At 72.1% G+C, this 14,406-nt stretch carries 16 protein-coding genes; 6 read left to right on the top strand and 10 right to left on the bottom strand.

Annotation, left to right across the window (positions count from 1 at the left end):
- Window positions 1–179 precede the first annotated feature (179 nt).
- Entirely contained in the window at window positions 180–995 is an 816-nt protein-coding gene (locus V3T34_RS00710) for a right-handed parallel beta-helix repeat-containing protein (protein ID WP_305077124.1), read from the bottom strand.
- Window positions 996–1,236: 241 nt separating this feature from the next.
- Window positions 1,237–1,851, bottom strand: a complete 615-nt coding sequence (locus tag V3T34_RS28520) for a hypothetical protein (protein ID WP_407942629.1) — start codon at window positions 1,849–1,851, stop codon at window positions 1,237–1,239.
- 152 nt (window positions 1,852–2,003) lie between these two features.
- Between V3T34_RS28520 and V3T34_RS00720 the strand changes: the two genes are divergently transcribed.
- From V3T34_RS00720 to V3T34_RS00735, 4 genes are all read left to right on the top strand, one after another.
- Window positions 2,004–2,957 (top strand): MBL fold metallo-hydrolase, encoded by a 954-nt coding sequence (locus tag V3T34_RS00720; RefSeq protein WP_060848352.1) that lies wholly within the window; start codon window positions 2,004–2,006, stop codon window positions 2,955–2,957.
- Window positions 2,958–3,036: 79 nt separating this feature from the next.
- Window positions 3,037–4,686: an FAD-dependent oxidoreductase gene (locus V3T34_RS00725; RefSeq protein WP_305077123.1), complete on the top strand. Its 1,650-nt coding sequence runs from the start codon at window positions 3,037–3,039 to the stop codon at window positions 4,684–4,686.
- Entirely contained in the window at window positions 4,683–4,946 is a 264-nt protein-coding gene (locus V3T34_RS00730) for a DUF2783 domain-containing protein (protein ID WP_331369084.1), read from the top strand. Before V3T34_RS00725 ends, V3T34_RS00730 begins: the two co-directional genes overlap by 4 nt.
- A gap of 131 nt (window positions 4,947–5,077) precedes the next feature.
- On the top strand, window positions 5,078–5,578 hold the full coding sequence (locus V3T34_RS00735; protein ID WP_060848350.1) for a Ros/MucR family transcriptional regulator: 501 nt from the start codon (window positions 5,078–5,080) through the stop codon (window positions 5,576–5,578).
- Window positions 5,579–5,979: 401 nt separating this feature from the next.
- Here the strand turns inward: V3T34_RS00735 and V3T34_RS00740 are convergent, their stop codons facing one another.
- From V3T34_RS00740 to V3T34_RS00755, 4 genes are all read right to left on the bottom strand, one after another.
- Window positions 5,980–6,354, bottom strand: coding sequence for a cell wall-binding protein (locus tag V3T34_RS00740; protein ID WP_305077119.1), 375 nt, complete (start codon window positions 6,352–6,354; stop codon window positions 5,980–5,982).
- 125 nt (window positions 6,355–6,479) lie between these two features.
- Complete coding sequence (locus tag V3T34_RS00745) at window positions 6,480–6,650, bottom strand: hypothetical protein (RefSeq protein ID WP_305077118.1); 171 nt, start codon at window positions 6,648–6,650, stop codon at window positions 6,480–6,482.
- 74 nt (window positions 6,651–6,724) lie between these two features.
- Window positions 6,725–7,063, bottom strand: a complete 339-nt coding sequence (locus V3T34_RS00750; protein ID WP_091889192.1) for a hypothetical protein — start codon at window positions 7,061–7,063, stop codon at window positions 6,725–6,727.
- A gap of 70 nt (window positions 7,064–7,133) precedes the next feature.
- Window positions 7,134–7,535, bottom strand: a complete 402-nt coding sequence (locus tag V3T34_RS00755; RefSeq protein WP_091753915.1) for a SpoIIAA family protein — start codon at window positions 7,533–7,535, stop codon at window positions 7,134–7,136.
- Window positions 7,536–7,746: 211 nt separating this feature from the next.
- On the opposite strand from V3T34_RS00755, the gene V3T34_RS00760 reads away from it, so the two are divergent.
- Window positions 7,747–9,882 carry a TonB-dependent receptor gene (locus tag V3T34_RS00760; protein ID WP_091889188.1) on the top strand — a complete coding sequence of 712 codons (2,136 nt, stop codon included), beginning with the start codon at window positions 7,747–7,749 and terminating at the stop codon, window positions 9,880–9,882.
- An 85-nt stretch (window positions 9,883–9,967) separates the two neighbouring features.
- On the opposite strand, the gene V3T34_RS00765 is transcribed toward V3T34_RS00760, so the two are convergent.
- Together V3T34_RS00765 and V3T34_RS00770 are read right to left on the bottom strand one after the other, a co-directional pair.
- Window positions 9,968–11,011: a zinc-dependent alcohol dehydrogenase family protein gene (locus tag V3T34_RS00765; RefSeq protein ID WP_305077117.1), complete on the bottom strand. Its 1,044-nt coding sequence runs from the start codon at window positions 11,009–11,011 to the stop codon at window positions 9,968–9,970.
- Window positions 11,012–11,087: 76 nt separating this feature from the next.
- Entirely contained in the window at window positions 11,088–12,803 is a 1,716-nt protein-coding gene (locus V3T34_RS00770) for an IlvD/Edd family dehydratase (RefSeq protein ID WP_305077116.1), read from the bottom strand.
- 171 nt (window positions 12,804–12,974) lie between these two features.
- Between V3T34_RS00770 and V3T34_RS00775 the strand changes: the two genes are divergently transcribed.
- Window positions 12,975–13,400, top strand: coding sequence for a hypothetical protein (locus tag V3T34_RS00775; RefSeq protein WP_305077115.1), 426 nt, complete (start codon window positions 12,975–12,977; stop codon window positions 13,398–13,400).
- A 118-nt stretch (window positions 13,401–13,518) separates the two neighbouring features.
- On the opposite strand, the gene V3T34_RS00780 is transcribed toward V3T34_RS00775, so the two are convergent.
- Window positions 13,519–13,920 carry a hypothetical protein gene (locus tag V3T34_RS00780; RefSeq protein ID WP_305077114.1) on the bottom strand — a complete coding sequence of 134 codons (402 nt, stop codon included), beginning with the start codon at window positions 13,918–13,920 and terminating at the stop codon, window positions 13,519–13,521.
- Between the two features lie 2 nt (window positions 13,921–13,922).
- Window positions 13,923–14,405 carry a hypothetical protein gene (locus tag V3T34_RS00785; RefSeq protein ID WP_305077113.1) on the bottom strand — a complete coding sequence of 161 codons (483 nt, stop codon included), beginning with the start codon at window positions 14,403–14,405 and terminating at the stop codon, window positions 13,923–13,925.
- Window position 14,406 lies beyond the last annotated feature (1 nt).

Consider the following 14,406-nt stretch of genomic DNA (forward strand, 5'->3'; position numbering starts at 1 on the left):
CTTCTCGGAAACGGAAGGCGGCGCCGGGTTGCCCTGGCCCTCGCTCGCTCGTCTCTGGGGAGGTTCGGCGGGGCGGCCAGTTCGTCGGCGCCCCGTCGGTGAGCGGCTGTCTAAGGGTAGCCGGCTCCCCTGTCAACACGGGGCCGACCCGCGCTTCGGAGCCCCTCCCCTCTCGGCTGTCACTCGACGGTGTTGGGCGTCACCACGTTGCCGGTGCCGTTGTCGCGATTGTCGATGCTGCTGCCGAACGGGTATCCGGCATCCTCGCCGCAGGTCAGGCGCCAGCCGTTGCGCGAGTTCACCACGATCGCGGCCGCCGCGAACCAACCGCCGGTGCGAAACACGTTGTCGGTGATGACGTTGTCGGAAGGCGTCTGGTGGCGCACCGTGCCGCCTTCGCCGCAATTGCGGTAGAGGCGCACGCCGCCTTGCCCGCGCAGGGTGAAGCGGTTGCCGGTGATGCGGTTGCGAGCCGACCCGTCGACGGCGATCGCCTCGCGCGCCGTCTCGGTCTCGATGTCGTTGTCCTCGATGCGGTTCTCGGCGCTCTCGGCGTCGAGGTAGAGGGCCGTCGAGACCGACCGGCCGTCGAGCCTCGAGCCGCGCAACGTGACGCGGGTGACGCCCGGCCCGAGATAGAGCGGGATCGGTCCCGCGGCCTTGATCGAGGTGCCAGTGATCGTCACGTCCGTCGGGGCGGCGGCCTGCGCCCGCCCGGTGTGCCCGAGGCTGTGGGACGATTCGCGCACGAGCGGCCCCTGCCCGTTCTCGCCCATGCCCCAGATGCGGACATGGCCGAACACCGTGCAGTCGCGGATCCGGATGCCGGAGGGGCGGTCCCACCCCTCGCCCGGACGGGCCGGGGGCTTCGAGCGAATCGCGATCGTGTACGAGCCGAGATGCGCCGTCTCGTCCGGCCGGCCGAGGCGCGCGCCCGCGCAATCGAGAGTGAGGCCGGAGGCGGCCGAGCCCTCGATGACAATGCGCTTGAGCACCCGGTCACCGGGGAAGAGGCGCAGGCTGCAGGTGAGAAGGAATTCTGCCTCGTCGGCCGTCGGCGGCGACAGGAGGCGGGCCCGTGTGGCAGCGGCGCAGGGTGCCGCGGCAGGCTGGATCAGGGCCGGTGGATCAGGCGAGAGCGGCGGCATCGCGTCGGGCGCTCGTGCGAGGAGCCGGTCATCGCCGCAGGATGGCGGGGCGATGCCGCCCCGCCACTGGAATCAGGGAGCCGACGGCTCACCACCGCCCGCTGGCGGAGGAATGCATGCTGCGCTCGACGGCGGCGAGGGCGCTCGCCTCGGCCTTCGCCTCGGTCGGGTGCGGGCGGTCGGACCGCTCGACCAGCTTGCCGTTGCGGCGGATGGCCCATTGGAATTGGCCGGCCGGCTTGGAGATGGGGGAGATTTCGATGGTGTAGGGAGTGGACGTGTTATCAGTCATGGCACCCATATAGGGGCAGGCGCGGCCCACCGCTACCCGTGCCGGGCACGATGCGGCCATGACGTGGCCTGATGCCTTCGCACCGAACTCCGTGAAAGACATCGCCGCCAGGCGAACGGCAGCGCATCCGGCCGTCGCCGTGGCGGGGCTCGTGGCCGCTGCCTCATCGGATTCCAGGAGCTTGGCTGTCCGGAATCCGGGGCGATCGCCTACGGCTCGTCCTGCGCCGTCGAAGTCGTCGAGACGAGTGCCGGTCGGGATGTGACGGCGTCGCGGCCAAATCCGTACGAGCGACATCGCGCCCCCGAGCAGGATCGGGGCGCGGAGGTGCGCGGCGCAGGCGCAGGACAGGCGATCGGCGACGTTAAGCGCCGGATGACCGCGGCCCTTGCCACAGGCGTCGCCCTCCACGGCCGGCCTTGACGGTTGCACACGCAACTGAATAGCCTGGACTCAAGCATGACGAGCACGGCCGCCGCGGCGGGGCTCGGCCGGCGGCGCCTGACGCGAAGGCTCCCGGCCGTGTCCTCCCGCGCCGGACCGCGCGGGGAGGACGACCAGAGATGAGCAAGGGTTTCGCCAGCCAGGCCGACCTCGTCGAGAAGCGGGAGACCTTCTCGGAGCTGGCCCCGGGCGTCTACGCCCTCACCGCCGAGGGCGACCCCAATTCGGGCGTGGTCGTCGGCGACGATTCGGTGCTGGTGATCGATGCCCGCGCCACGCCCCGCATGGCCGGGGACCTAGTGGCGAAGGTCCGCGAGGTCACCGACAAGCCGATCCGCCACATCCTGCTGACCCATTATCACGCCGTGCGGGTGCTCGGCGTCGCCGGCTACCCCGACCGGGTCAACGTCATCGCCAGCGACGCCGCCCGGGCGATGATCGTCGAGCGCGGGCGGCAGGACATGGAGTCGGAGATCCAGCGCTTCCCGCGGCTGTTCCGGGGGCGCGAGGAGATTCCGGGCCTGACCTGGCCGACCGTGACCTTCCGGGGCGAGATGACCCTGTGGCTCGGCGCGCGCGAGGTGCGGATCATCCATGCCGGGCGCGGCCACACCGCCGGCGACACCATCGCGTGGCTGCCGAAGGAGGAGGTGCTGTTCTCCGGCGACCTCGTCGAGTCCGGCGCCACCCCGTATTGCGGGGACGCCCATTTCCAGGACTGGCCCGCCACCCTCGATCGGCTGGAGGCGCTCGACCCCAAGGCGGTGGTGCCCGGCCGCGGCGAGGCGCTGACGACGCCCGAGCAGATCCGCGAGGGAATCGAGGGCACCCGCGCCTTCCTGCGCGACCTGTTCGGCATCGCCAGGGACGGCGTCGCCGCCGGGCACGACCTCAAGACGGTCTATGCCCGGGCGATGACCGAGATGCGGCCGCGCTACGGGCACTGGGTCATCTTCGAGCATTGCATGCCGTTCTGCGTCAGCCGCGCCTACGACGAGGCGCAGGGCCTCGACACGCCGCGGATCTGGACCGCCGAGCGCGACATCGAGATGTGGCGGGCCCTCGAGGGCTGACCCGCGACGACCGGGGACGCCGCCCCGACCCGGCCGGGCGCGCCCTTCCCACCAGGAAACGCCGACAGGGACGATGCCGATGACGCCCCCTCCCCGCCCCGTGCCTCCCGGTGCGGCCGGCCGCCGGCCGGTCGTGGTGATCGGCGCCGGCCCGGTCGGCCTCACCTGCGCCATCGACCTCGCGAGCCGGGGCATCCCGGTGACGGTGCTCGACGAGGACGACACGGTCGCGACCGGCAGCCGGGCGATCTGCTGGGCCAAGCGCACCCTCGAGATCTGGGACCGGCTCGGAATCGGCCAGCGGATGGTCGACAAGGGCGTGACCTGGAGCGCAGGCCGCGTCTTCCGGGGCGACCGCGAGCTCTACCGCTTCGACCTGCTGCCCGAGAGCGGCCATCGCCGCCCGGCCTTCGTCAACCTGCAGCAGTACTATGTCGAGGAGTACCTGATCGACCGCGCCCGGGACTTCCCGGAGCTGATCGACCTGCGCTGGAACCACGCGGTGACCGGCCTCGATCAGGACGGGCAGGGCGTGAGCCTGACCGTGGCGACGCCGGAGGGCGAGCGGGTCGTCGAGGCCGAGTGGGTGCTGGCCGCCGACGGCGCGCGCTCCCCGACCCGGACCCGGATGGGCCTGCCGTTTCCCGGCCAGCGCTTCGAGGAGCGCTTCCTCATCGCCGACGTGCGGATGAGCGCGGATTTTCCGGCCGAGCGCCTGTTCTGGTTCGCGCCGACCTTCCATGCCGGACAGAGCGCCCTCCTGCACCGCCAGCCCGACGACGTCTTCCGGATCGACTTCCAGCTCGGCCCCGACGCCGACCCGGAGCTGGAGCGGACCCCCGAGCGGGTGATGCCGCGCATCCGCGCGATCGTCGGCGAGGAGACGCCCGTCAGCCTCGAATGGTGCTCGGTCTACGCCTTCCGCTGCGCCCGGCTCGCACGCTTCGTGCACGGGCGCGTGGTGTTCGTCGGCGACAGCGCCCACGTGGTCAGCCCGTTCGGGGCGCGGGGCGGCAACGGCGGCATCCAGGACGCCGACAACCTGTGCTGGAAGCTGGCCCTGGTCCTGCAGGGCGCCGCGCCCGAGAGCCTGATCGCGACCTACGACGAGGAGCGCGGGCGCGCCGCCGACGAGAACATCCTGAACTCGAGCCGCACCACCACCTTCATGACGCCGAAGACGAGGGCCGAGCGGCATTTTCGCGATGGGGTGCTGGACCTCGCCGCCGAGGCGCCCTTCGCGCGCCTGCTGCTTAATGCCGGGCGCCTGTCGCGGCCCTGCAGCCTCGCCGGCCTGTCGCTGCAGACGCCGGACCCCTCCCCGCCCCCGGACGGGCTGCGGCCCGGCGACCCTTGCGCCGACGCTCCCGTCGTCGACGCGGCCGGCCGGGCGGGCTGGCTGCTCGACCGGCTCGGGGGGCCGTTCACCCTGCTGGTCTTCGCCGACGGATTGCCCGATCCCGGCCGGCTGGCCGAGCTCGCGCCGGGGCTCGCGGTCGTCGTCGTCACCGCGGGCGCCGGGGCGCACGGTCCACCGGGGGTCGCGGTACTGCACGACGCCGAAGGGCTGGCGGCACGCCGCTACGGGGCTGCGCCCGGCACCGCCTTCCTGATCCGCCCCGACGCCCACGTGGCGGCCCGCTTCGCGGGCCTCGAGCCCGCGCGCATCGCCGACGCGCTGGCCCGCGCCGGCGGCCGGCCGGACGGGTCCGTGGGGAGGGCCGCATGACGGGGGAGACGATGACACGGGAGCCCGGGGCGACGGCGAGGCTGAGGCGGGACGACGGCTTCTCCGGCGGCGCGGACGGCGTCTACGAGAGCCTGATCCGCGCCCATCGGGGCCTCGGCGACGACGACAGCGCGGCGCTCAACGCCCGGCTGGTGCTGATCCTCGCCCACGAGGTCGGCGACCCGGAGGTGGTGGCCGCGGCGATCGCCCTGGCGCGGGGCTCGCTGCACCGGGCCGGTTCCGCCCCCGACGAGGTCTGACGCTGCGTCCGAATGCGCACCCCACCGGCCACGAAACCGGTGGGTTTATGCGCAATCATTTCAACTGTCCCAATTGACCTTGCAACGACTGATGTCCATCACGGGGGAGGCTCGTAAAACGGAATAAAATCATGGACAACGCGACCCCCGCCTCCTCGCCGTTCGTGGCGCTGACGAGCGACATCGTCGGCGCCTACGTGTCGAACAACAACGTGCGGGCGGCCGACCTGCCCGACCTGATCGCCGCCGTGCACGCGTCGCTGACCGGACTCGGCCAGGCCGCCGCCGTCCCGGAGGAGGACCACAAGGTGACCGCGGCGCAGGTCCGCAAGTCCGTGACGCCGGACCACATCACGAGCTTCCTCGACGGCAAGCCGTACAAGAGCCTGAAGCGGCACCTCACCACTCGCGGCTACACGCCGGACGAGTACCGCCAGAAGTTCGGCCTGCCCTTCGACTACCCGATGGTGGCGGCGAACTACGCTGCCCAGCGCTCCGAACTGGCAAAGAGCCTCGGCCTGGGCCAGATCCGGCGCGAGCGCGCGGCGGCGCAGCGGGCGGAAGCCGAGGCGGCGCCCGAGCCGGCCCCGGCCCCCGCGCGCCGCGGCCGGCCGAGGAAGACCGAAGCCTGAGGCTCCGCGCCGCGGCCGCCCCCCCGCTCTCGGGGGGGCAGCCGTGAAAAAGTCCGGGCGGCCGATCCGGCCGCCCTTGCGGGCGAGACCGCCTCGTCGAGGGGCGTGTCGGCACCTGAGGCTCTGGGGAGCCCGGTTCGAGGCCGTCCGCAACGCCTCGTGCTGGGCGGCGACCGCCGGGTCGTCGGGACCGGCGGCGCTCGACATCTGCGGATCGCGACCGATCTCCCGCTGCCAGGCATCCTTGTCGACGATCCGCGCGGCATCGCGCAGGATGCCGGAAAAGCCTTGGTCGAGTACGGGTATACCGGCCGAGCGGAGGGGAGACGCTGACGCCACCGGCCGTGACGACGGCGACGAGCCACGGTTGGCAGAACGTGCGGACAGGACGGGCGGCGGCCTCACGCCCCCTCGGGATCTCCCTCCGGTGACGCCTCGCCCAGTCGCGCCGTCGGGTCGGCCCCCCGGTCACCCGTCGGGACGACGGACGGGCCCGGCCGCGTCGCGCTCTCGACGATCGCCTCCCAGGTCCGGCCCTGCTCCCGCAGGAACGCGATCGTCGGCCCCTCCGGGTTGCCGTAGACCCGGATCGTCCGCTCGGCGATGATGGTCCGGTACGGCTCCGGGGTCAGCGCCTTGTAATGGACGGCCAGGCGCCGGCGCTCGGCATGCATCGCGCGCGCGATCGTCTCGGCCGGGACGCCGTCGCGCCGCATCGCGGCCGCGCGCTCCGCCAGGTCGCGCACGGCTGTCTCGTACTGGTCGCGCAGCGTCATCGACGGTGGAGCCTCGGGATCCTGCGCCGGGCTCGACGCTCCCGGCGACGCCTTGACGGTTCGTTCACCACCGGCCGGCAAAGTGTCCGGGAGCCGCGTTGCGTATCGGCTCCCCTCCCCGCCCGTCAGGCCGGGTCGTTCTCCTTCGGGTCGAAGGGTTTCGAGTCCTCGTCGGCGGGCGATTGCGCGTCGGGATCGAGGCGGCCGTCGACCAGGCTGTCGCCTTCGGTGGCGTCCAGGTCGCGGTTCTGTCGGTCGATCGGACCGCCCGCGGGCATGGGCTTCGGGTCGGGCATCGTCACCTCCATCGTCGGGGAAGGGCAGATAGGGCCCGGGCGGCGCCTCTGCCGGGGGGCAGATCGCCGCGCGCTCATCCGGGATCGTGGCCCGCGGGCGTCGGCCCCTCGCAGGCGCGCGCGCCCCTCCAGGCGACGGCGAAGCCGGGATCGACCACGTAGCCGGTGCCCGCCTCGTCGCGCCGGTACCAAGCGTTCGCCGCCGGCAGGTGCGCCCTGCCGTGGATGGCGGTCGTGACGTGGCCGAGGATGGCGGCGGCGTCCGGCGGGCCGTGCTCCCGCAACTCCGCCGCCGTGACGGTGCCGCGCTCGGCCAGGAAGTCGATCAGCGCCAGGGAATGCGGCTCCGGGACGATGCGCTTGCGCGCCGCGATGAGACGGCGGGCCCGGTAGGCCGCGGCTCCCCAATCCATGATTCCCCCGCTCCTCCTTCGGCCGACCACGCCTTCGCGGATCGACCCTTGTCCGACCAGGATGGCCCGATCAGGCCTTGGCCGGTCCGGCCTCGGCGAGATAGGCCCAGGCCGCGGCCTCGTCGGCGAGGTCGAAGGTCTTGGTCTCGACCGGCAGCACGGCGCCCGACAGGCTGATCATCGCCCGGGCGAAGGCCGGCGCGCCGACCACCACGTAGTGGCGGATATGGGCGACCGAGCGGGCCATCACCCCGGTGGCGTAGCCGTCGAACCGCGCCCCGAGATCCGAGCCCTCGTAGTGCGACATGACGAGCAGCATGTCGATCGTGCCGTGCGCCGTCATCGCCGCGTCCACGATGCCCGACATCCACTCGATGTCGGGCCTGGTGATCCGGTCCCTGATCTCGAAGGCGACGAGGTCCCGGCGCGGGGCCTCGCGCTGGATGATCGAACCGTCCGGTGCCGTGGTCATGAGTGTTTCCCCCGCCGTCTCCAGGCCTGTCGTCCCTGCCGGTCGTCCCGGTCAAACGGCGGATCGGCGGTTTGGATCCGCGGGGCGGCAGGCCCCAGTGTTGTAACAGTGTAACATTCCAGGGATTCGACGGATCGCCGGCGGCGAACCGCTTGCCAGCGCTGCGCGCTCACGGGCAGATGAAACGATATAACATCTACCTGGAACCACGATGTCGTATCGCCGCCGCCCGGACCTGCTGGCGCTGAGCACCGCGCTCCCCCTCGTTCTCGCCGCCGGCACCGCGGCGCGGGCCGAGGACATCAAGCTCGACGAGATCACCGTCTCGTCGCCGAGCCCGATCGTCTCGCGGCCGGCCGCGGCGCCGGCCTCCGGCACCGGCTTTCCCATCGGCGTGCTGCCGGTCGTCACCAATACCTTCTCGCCGGTCACGGTGGTGACCCAGGAGCAGATCGCCCGCGACCAGCCGCGCACGCTGGGCGACGCGCTGTTCGACCGGCCGGGCATCTCCTCGACCACCTACGCCCCGGGTGCGGCCTCCCGGCCGATCATCCGCGGCCTCGACAACGCCCGGGTGCGCATCCAGGAGAACGGCATCGTCAACGGCGGCGTGTCGGATCTCGGCGAGGACCACACCGTGCCGGTCAATCCGCTGGTGGCCGACCGGCTCGAGGTAATCCGCGGCCCCGCCACCCTGCGCTACGGCTCGGGCGCCATCGGCGGCGTGATCTCGGCCGAGAACAACAGGGTGCCGACCTACATCCCGGCGAACGGCTATGCCGGGCAGGTCACCACCGGATACTCGACCGTCGACAACGGCCGGCTGGGCGCCGCGACGGTGGATGCGGGCAAGGACGGCTTCGCCGTCCATGCCGACGGGTTCAAGACCGCGTCGGACAGCTACGCGATCCCCGGCGGGATCCAGCGCAACTCCTACAACGAGTCGCAAGGGGGCTCGGTCGGCGTCTCGGCGATCGGCGACCGGGGCTTCGTCGGCGTCGCGTTCAGCCACTACGACGCGATCTACGCGATTCCCGGCGGCGAGGCCGAGCAGGCCCGCACCCGCCTGACCCCGAACCAGGACCGGGTGATCTCGCGCGGCGAGATCCGGCCGCTCGGCGGGCCCTTCGAGGCGATCCGCTACTGGGCCGGCTACTCGGTCTACCGCCACGACGAGATCGGCATCGGCGGCGACGGGATCGAGGGCCAGCAGGCGATCTTCAAGAATCGCGAGGGCGAGATCCGGATCGAGGCGCAGCACGTCCCGGTCTTCACCGCGCTCGGCACGCTCACCGGCGCCATCGGCGTCCAGGCCGACCGGCGCGCGATCAACACCCAGCTCGAAGCCTTCCTGCCGAGGACCGATTCGCGCTCCGGCGCCGTCTACGTGTTCGAGCAGCTCGAGGTCCTGCCCGGCACCCGGCTCCAGGCCGCCGGCCGGATCGAGGGCGACCGGGTGCGCAGCACCGCCTCCCTGTTTCCCGGCGACTACCTGCCGGTCGAGGGCGAGGACCCGTTCACCTATCGCCTGACCCGCCGCTTCGCGCCGAAGAGCGCCAGCGCCGGGGTGCTGCAGGACCTGCCCTACGGCTTCGTGGCGAGCCTCACCGGCTCCTACGTCGAGCGCGCGCCGACCGGCTACGAGCTGTTCTCGCAAGGGCCGCACGACGCCACCGCGACCTTCGAGATCGGCGATCCGCGGCTGCGGCTGGAGCGGGCCCGCACGGTCGAGGCCAGCATCCGCCACGGCGACGGGCCGCTGCGCTTCGAGGCGACCGGCTACTACACCCGCTACACCGGCTTCATCTACAAGCGCCTGACCGGCAATCTGTGCGACGACGACTTCGCCAGCTGCGGCACCGGCGACGAGCTGCGCCAGATCGTCTACTCGCAGCAGAACGCCACCTTTTACGGCGCCGAGCTGATCGGCCAGTACGACGCCCTGCCGGTCGGCAACGGCTTCATCGGCGTCGAGGGACAGTTCGACTTCGTGCGCGCGAAGTTCGACGACGGCACCAACGTGCCGCGCATCCCGCCCTACCGGCTCGGCGGCGGCGTCTACCTGCGGGCGGACGGCTGGTTCGCCCGAGTGAACCTGCTGCACGCCTTCGCACAGACGAAGACCGCCCCGTTCGAGACCGACACCGCCGGCTACGACGACCTGCGCGCCGAGCTGAGCTACACCAAGGCGGTCGACCCGGCGGTCTACGGCGCCAGCGAGGTGACCCTCGGCCTACAGGGCCGCAACCTGCTCGACGCCGACATCCGCAACGCCGCCTCGTTCAAGAAGGACGAGGTGCTGCTGCCGGGCCGCAACGTGCGGCTTTTCCTGACCGCGAAGTTCTGAACGCCAAGTTCTGGGCGGCACGGTCTGGGCGGCGAGATCCGGTCGCGAGACGCCCGCCGCGTTCCGGCGACGGGCAGTCGAGGCTTCAGGCCCGCGGGTCGATGATCGCGATGCCGTCGGGCGCCGCACGGTCCATCGCCATCAGGGCCGGAATCGCCTCGGCGAGCGACAGGGTCTCGCCGAGGAGCCGCTCCGGCTGCAGCCGGCCGGCCCGGATCATCTCCAGCATCGCGTCGTAGCGCCAGGCCTGCATGCCGTGGCTGCCGTAGATCTCGAGCTCGTGGGCGATGACCCGGGCCATCGGCACCTCCGCCCGGGCGTGGTCGGCGAGCATCAGGCCGACCTGGACGTGGCGCCCGCACCGGCGCAGGTTGGCGATCGAGTTGAAGCAGGTCTCGGGGTGGCCGAGCGCGTCGATCGACACGTGGGCGCCGCCCCGCGTCACCTCCCGCACCGCCTCGACCACGTCGTGGACCTCGCGGCTGTTGATCGTCGCGCAGGCGCCCATGGCGCGGGCGAGCGCGAGCTTGCCCTCGGCGATGTCCACCGCCACGACGTTGGCGCCGAGCGCCGCCGCGATCATGATCGCCGAGAGGCCGACGCCGCCGGCCCCGTGGACCGCGACCCACTCGCCGCCGCGCACCCGCCCCTGGTCGACCACCGCCCGGAACGAGGTCGCGAAGCGGCAGCCGAGGCTCGCCGCCGTGGCGAAGGTCATGTCGTCGGGCAGCCGCACCAGGTTGTGGTCGGCCCGGTCGATCGCGACGTATTCGGCGAACGAGCCCCAATGGGTGAAGCCGGGCTGGAACTGCGCCTCGCAGACCTGCTGGTGGCCGGCATGGCATTCGCCGCACTGGCCGCAAGCCGCGATGAACGGCACCGTGACCCGGTCGCCGACCCGGAAGCGCCCGACCCGCGCGCCGACGGCCGCGACCACGCCGGCGAATTCGTGCCCCGGGACGTGGGGCAGGCGGATGTCGGTGTCGTGGCCCTTCCAGCCGTGCCAGTCGCTGCGGCACAGCCCGGTCGCCTTGACGTCGATCACGACGCCGTCGGCCGCCGGCGAGGGGTCCGGCACGTCGCGGATCTCCGGCGCCTGGTCGAAGAGCTCGAAGAGCATCGCCTTCATGTCGAATCGTTCTCCTGCCGTCGCGGGAGCGTTTGACCTAAAGTTCCCCGCCTGACCAGACCGCCGGCCGCCCCGCTCAGCCCTCGCGGCGCATGAAGTCGAAGTCGCAGCCCTCGTCGGCCTGGGTGACGGTGTCGTGGAACAGGCGGGCATAGCCCCGCGCCGCCCAGTCCGGCCGCGCTGGGGGCAGCAGGGCCTCCGCCCGCGCGGCAAGCTCGGCCTCCTCCACCAGGAGGTCGATGCGCCGGCCCGCCACGTCGAGCCGGATCCGGTCGCCGGTGCGCACCAGGGCGAGCGGTCCGCCCACCGCCGATTCCGGCGTGACGTGCAGCACGATGGTGCCGAAGGCCGTGCCACTCATCCGCGCGTCCGAGATCCGCACCATGTCCTTCACGCCCTGGCGGGCGAGCTTCTTCGGGATCGGCAGGTAGCCGGCCTCCGGCATGCCCGGCGCGCCCTTCGGGCCCGCGTTGCGCAGGACCAGCACGTCGTCGGCCGAGACGTCGAGGTCTGGGTCGTCGATCCGCGCCGCCATGTCGGGAATCGAGTCGAACACCAGGGCCCGGCCCTCGTGCTGGAGGAGTTTCGGCGTCGCCGCCGAGTGCTTGATCAGCGCGCCGCGGGGCGCGAGGTTGCCGGTGAGCACCGCCATGGCGCCGATCGGCTTGATCGGCGCATCCGGCGAGCGAATCACGGTCTGGCCCGGCACCTCCTCGGCCGCGGCCGCGACCTCGCGCAGGCTCGCCCCGGTAATGGTCGGCGCATCGAGGTCGATCCGGTCGCCGAGCGCCCGCAGCAGGGCCGGCACGCCGCCGGCATGGTGGAAATGCTCCATGTAGTGGTCGCCGGACGGCTTGAGGTCGACGAGCACCGGCACCTCGCGGCCGATCGCGTCGAGGCTCGCGAGGTCGAGGTCGATCCCGGCACGGTTCGCCATGGCGGTGAGGTGGATCACCCCGTTGGTCGAGCCGCCGATCGCCTGCATCACCACCTGGGCGTTGCGGATCGAGGCTTCCGTCATGATCTCGCTCGGGCGCGGGCCGCCGGTCTTCGCCATCGCGGCCGCGACGGCGCCGCTCGCCTCGGCGAGGCGGATGCGCTCGGCGTGGGGGGCGGGAATCGTGGCCGACATCGGCAGGGCGAGGCCCATCGCCTCGATCATGCAGGCCATGGTGGAGGCGGTCCCCATCACCATGCAGGTGCCGACGGACGGCGCGAGGCGTCCGTTGACGGTCTCGATCTCCCGCTCGTCGATCTCGCCGGCCCGGTGCGCGCCCCAGAGCCGCCGGCAATCGGTGCAGGCGCCCAGGACCTCGCCGCGGTGATGGCCGACCACCATCGGGCCGACCGGGATCACCACGGTCGGCAGGTCGACGGAGGCCGCCGCCATCACCTGCGCCGGCAGGGTCTTGTCGCAGCCGCCGATGACGATCACCGCGTCCATCGGCTGGGCCCGGATCATCTCCTCGGTGTCCATCGCCATCAGGTTGCGCAGGTACATCGAGGTCGGATGGGCGAAGCTCTCGTGGATCGAGATCGTCGGAAACACCATCGGCATCGCGCCGGCCAGCATCACCCCGCGCTTGGCCGCCTCGATCAGCTGCGCGGCGTTGCCGTGGCAGGGATTGTAGTCGGAGGCCGTGTTGGTGATGCCGACGATCGGCCGGTCGAGGGCGTCGTCGGAATAGCCGGCCGCCTTGATGAAGGCCTTGCGCAGGAACAGCGAGAAGCCCGCATCCCCGTAGCTCGTCAGGCCCTTGCGCAGGCCCTTGTCGCGCGGCTCCTTGGCCATGGGTCGTCCTCCCGTCGGTTCGTTGCGACCGGTTCTCAAGGGCGCGAGGAGGCCTGTCAACGAAGCCTCCGCCGACCGGCCCCGGACGGTCCCGCCTGGACCTTCGGCGAGTGGTTCCCGGACCGCGCCCGGCCTAACCTGCCGGCGAGCCTCGACGGGAGGGCGGCCCCGGTGCACGATCACGAGATGCAATCCCGACCGGGCGCGCAGTGTCGGCGCGCCAGCGCCTGCCTGGCATTTCTGGCGCTCGTGCTGATGCGGCCCGCCTGGGCCCAGACGGTCGAAGACGGATCGGACGGGACGATCGGTCCCGCCGACACGGCGCGCGTGCTCGCACTGATCCGGCAGGATCTGAACAGCCCGGACGCCAAGGTGACGCAATTGCGGCGGAGTGGCGCCTCGCATGTCTGCGGGTCGGTGAACGTCAAGAATCGCGACGGCCTGTACACCGGCGAGCGCGGCTTCGTCGTCGATCTTCCCTCCGGCACGTTCGGCCGCGTCCCGGACGGTCCAGAGCTCCTCAGCCCGCGCGCTGCGGGCTTCGCCGGGAAGGAGGCGATTCGCCAGAGCTACTTCCGGCTCTGCCTCGACGACTGAGCGCCCGCCCCGGCCCGGGCATCGGAGCGATGGCCCTGGATGCTGACGCACCAGCGCCGACATCCGCTCGGTCTCGGCCTGGCCCCTCCGAACGGATCCGTTCGAAGGCGTCGCGCTCTCACTCGGCGCAGTTCTGCGCGAAGAGCCGCTTCGTCCGCTCCATCGCGGCGAAATCCGCGGCACTCGCCGGGTTGCGCAGTTCCGGGCCTTCGGGGAGGCGCCCGAAGACGCTCGATGCGGGATCGGACACGAACGGACGCGGGCCCGTGTAGCTGCCCATGCGGTTCCGCATCTCGATCATCCCGCACACCGCACCGGCGCGCCCCTCGCGCAAGTCCGTCACCTTGGCGTCGGGGCCGGGCAGGGTCTGGCGCACGAGCGCCAGAAGACGCTCCGTCCGCTCGATCCCGATCCCGGCATCCGATCCGTCGACCACGCTCTGGGCCGCAGCCGGTCCGGCGACCATCGCGCCCAGGAGAAAGCCGGCGAGTGCGCGCCGGAGCGCCGCGGCCCTCGCCACGGTCAAGCGCTCTGGCGGCAGTGGCCGCCGAGATTCTTGTAGGGAATGCTGCGCAGCCCGGCCTCGAACCAGATGGTGCCGGTGCGACCGGGCTCGTAACCGTAGAGGTTGATCCGCGTGTCGTCCTCCGGCGAGCGGAGGACGGCCGGGCTGTCGGACCCGTCGAGCGTCCAGATCGGCGAGGGTGCCTCCGGGCTTCCGAAATCGACCTGGGAGCCGTCCTGCTCCCGTCGGAACATCAGCGCGAAGGCGGGTGACGCCCGTTCGGACACGACATGGAAGTAGAATCCGACCCGCGGCGCCTGGTCGGCCATGTTGGTGAACTCGCAGAACAAGCTCGCCGTCCGCTCCCGCACCGTGCCGGAACCGCCGGGGGCAGGATCGGGCCCGGAGACCGGTGCGTCGCCCGAAGACCGCAACTGCGCGAACAGCGCACCGGCAAGGCCCGCGACGAGGAGGGCCGAGGCGAGCAAGCTGCGCCTCATC

Origin of the sequence: Methylobacterium ajmalii (assembly GCF_036448855.1) — a bacterium.
GTDB classification, from domain to species: Bacteria; Pseudomonadota; Alphaproteobacteria; order Rhizobiales; family Beijerinckiaceae; genus Methylobacterium; species Methylobacterium ajmalii.

Excerpts from the sequence above, each read along its gene's own strand:
- V3T34_RS00720 (WP_060848352.1), top strand. The coding sequence starts at position 2,004 with ATGAGCAAGGGTTTCGCCAGCCAGGCCGACCTCGTCGAGAAGCGGGAG.
- V3T34_RS00725 (WP_305077123.1), top strand. The coding sequence starts at position 3,037 with ATGACGCCCCCTCCCCGCCCCGTGCCTCCCGGTGCGGCCGGCCGCCGG.
- V3T34_RS00730 (WP_331369084.1), top strand. The coding sequence starts at position 4,683 with ATGACGGGGGAGACGATGACACGGGAGCCCGGGGCGACGGCGAGGCTG.
- V3T34_RS00735 (WP_060848350.1), top strand. The coding sequence starts at position 5,078 with ATGGACAACGCGACCCCCGCCTCCTCGCCGTTCGTGGCGCTGACGAGC.
- V3T34_RS00740 (WP_305077119.1), bottom strand. The coding sequence starts at position 6,354 with ATGACGCTGCGCGACCAGTACGAGACAGCCGTGCGCGACCTGGCGGAG.
- V3T34_RS00745 (WP_305077118.1), bottom strand. The coding sequence starts at position 6,650 with ATGCCCGACCCGAAGCCCATGCCCGCGGGCGGTCCGATCGACCGACAG.
- V3T34_RS00750 (WP_091889192.1), bottom strand. The coding sequence starts at position 7,063 with ATGGATTGGGGAGCCGCGGCCTACCGGGCCCGCCGTCTCATCGCGGCG.
- V3T34_RS00755 (WP_091753915.1), bottom strand. The coding sequence starts at position 7,535 with ATGACCACGGCACCGGACGGTTCGATCATCCAGCGCGAGGCCCCGCGC.
- V3T34_RS00760 (WP_091889188.1), top strand. The coding sequence starts at position 7,747 with ATGTCGTATCGCCGCCGCCCGGACCTGCTGGCGCTGAGCACCGCGCTC.
- V3T34_RS00765 (WP_305077117.1), bottom strand. The coding sequence starts at position 11,011 with ATGAAGGCGATGCTCTTCGAGCTCTTCGACCAGGCGCCGGAGATCCGC.
- V3T34_RS00770 (WP_305077116.1), bottom strand. The coding sequence starts at position 12,803 with ATGGCCAAGGAGCCGCGCGACAAGGGCCTGCGCAAGGGCCTGACGAGC.
- V3T34_RS00785 (WP_305077113.1), bottom strand. The coding sequence starts at position 14,405 with ATGAGGCGCAGCTTGCTCGCCTCGGCCCTCCTCGTCGCGGGCCTTGCC.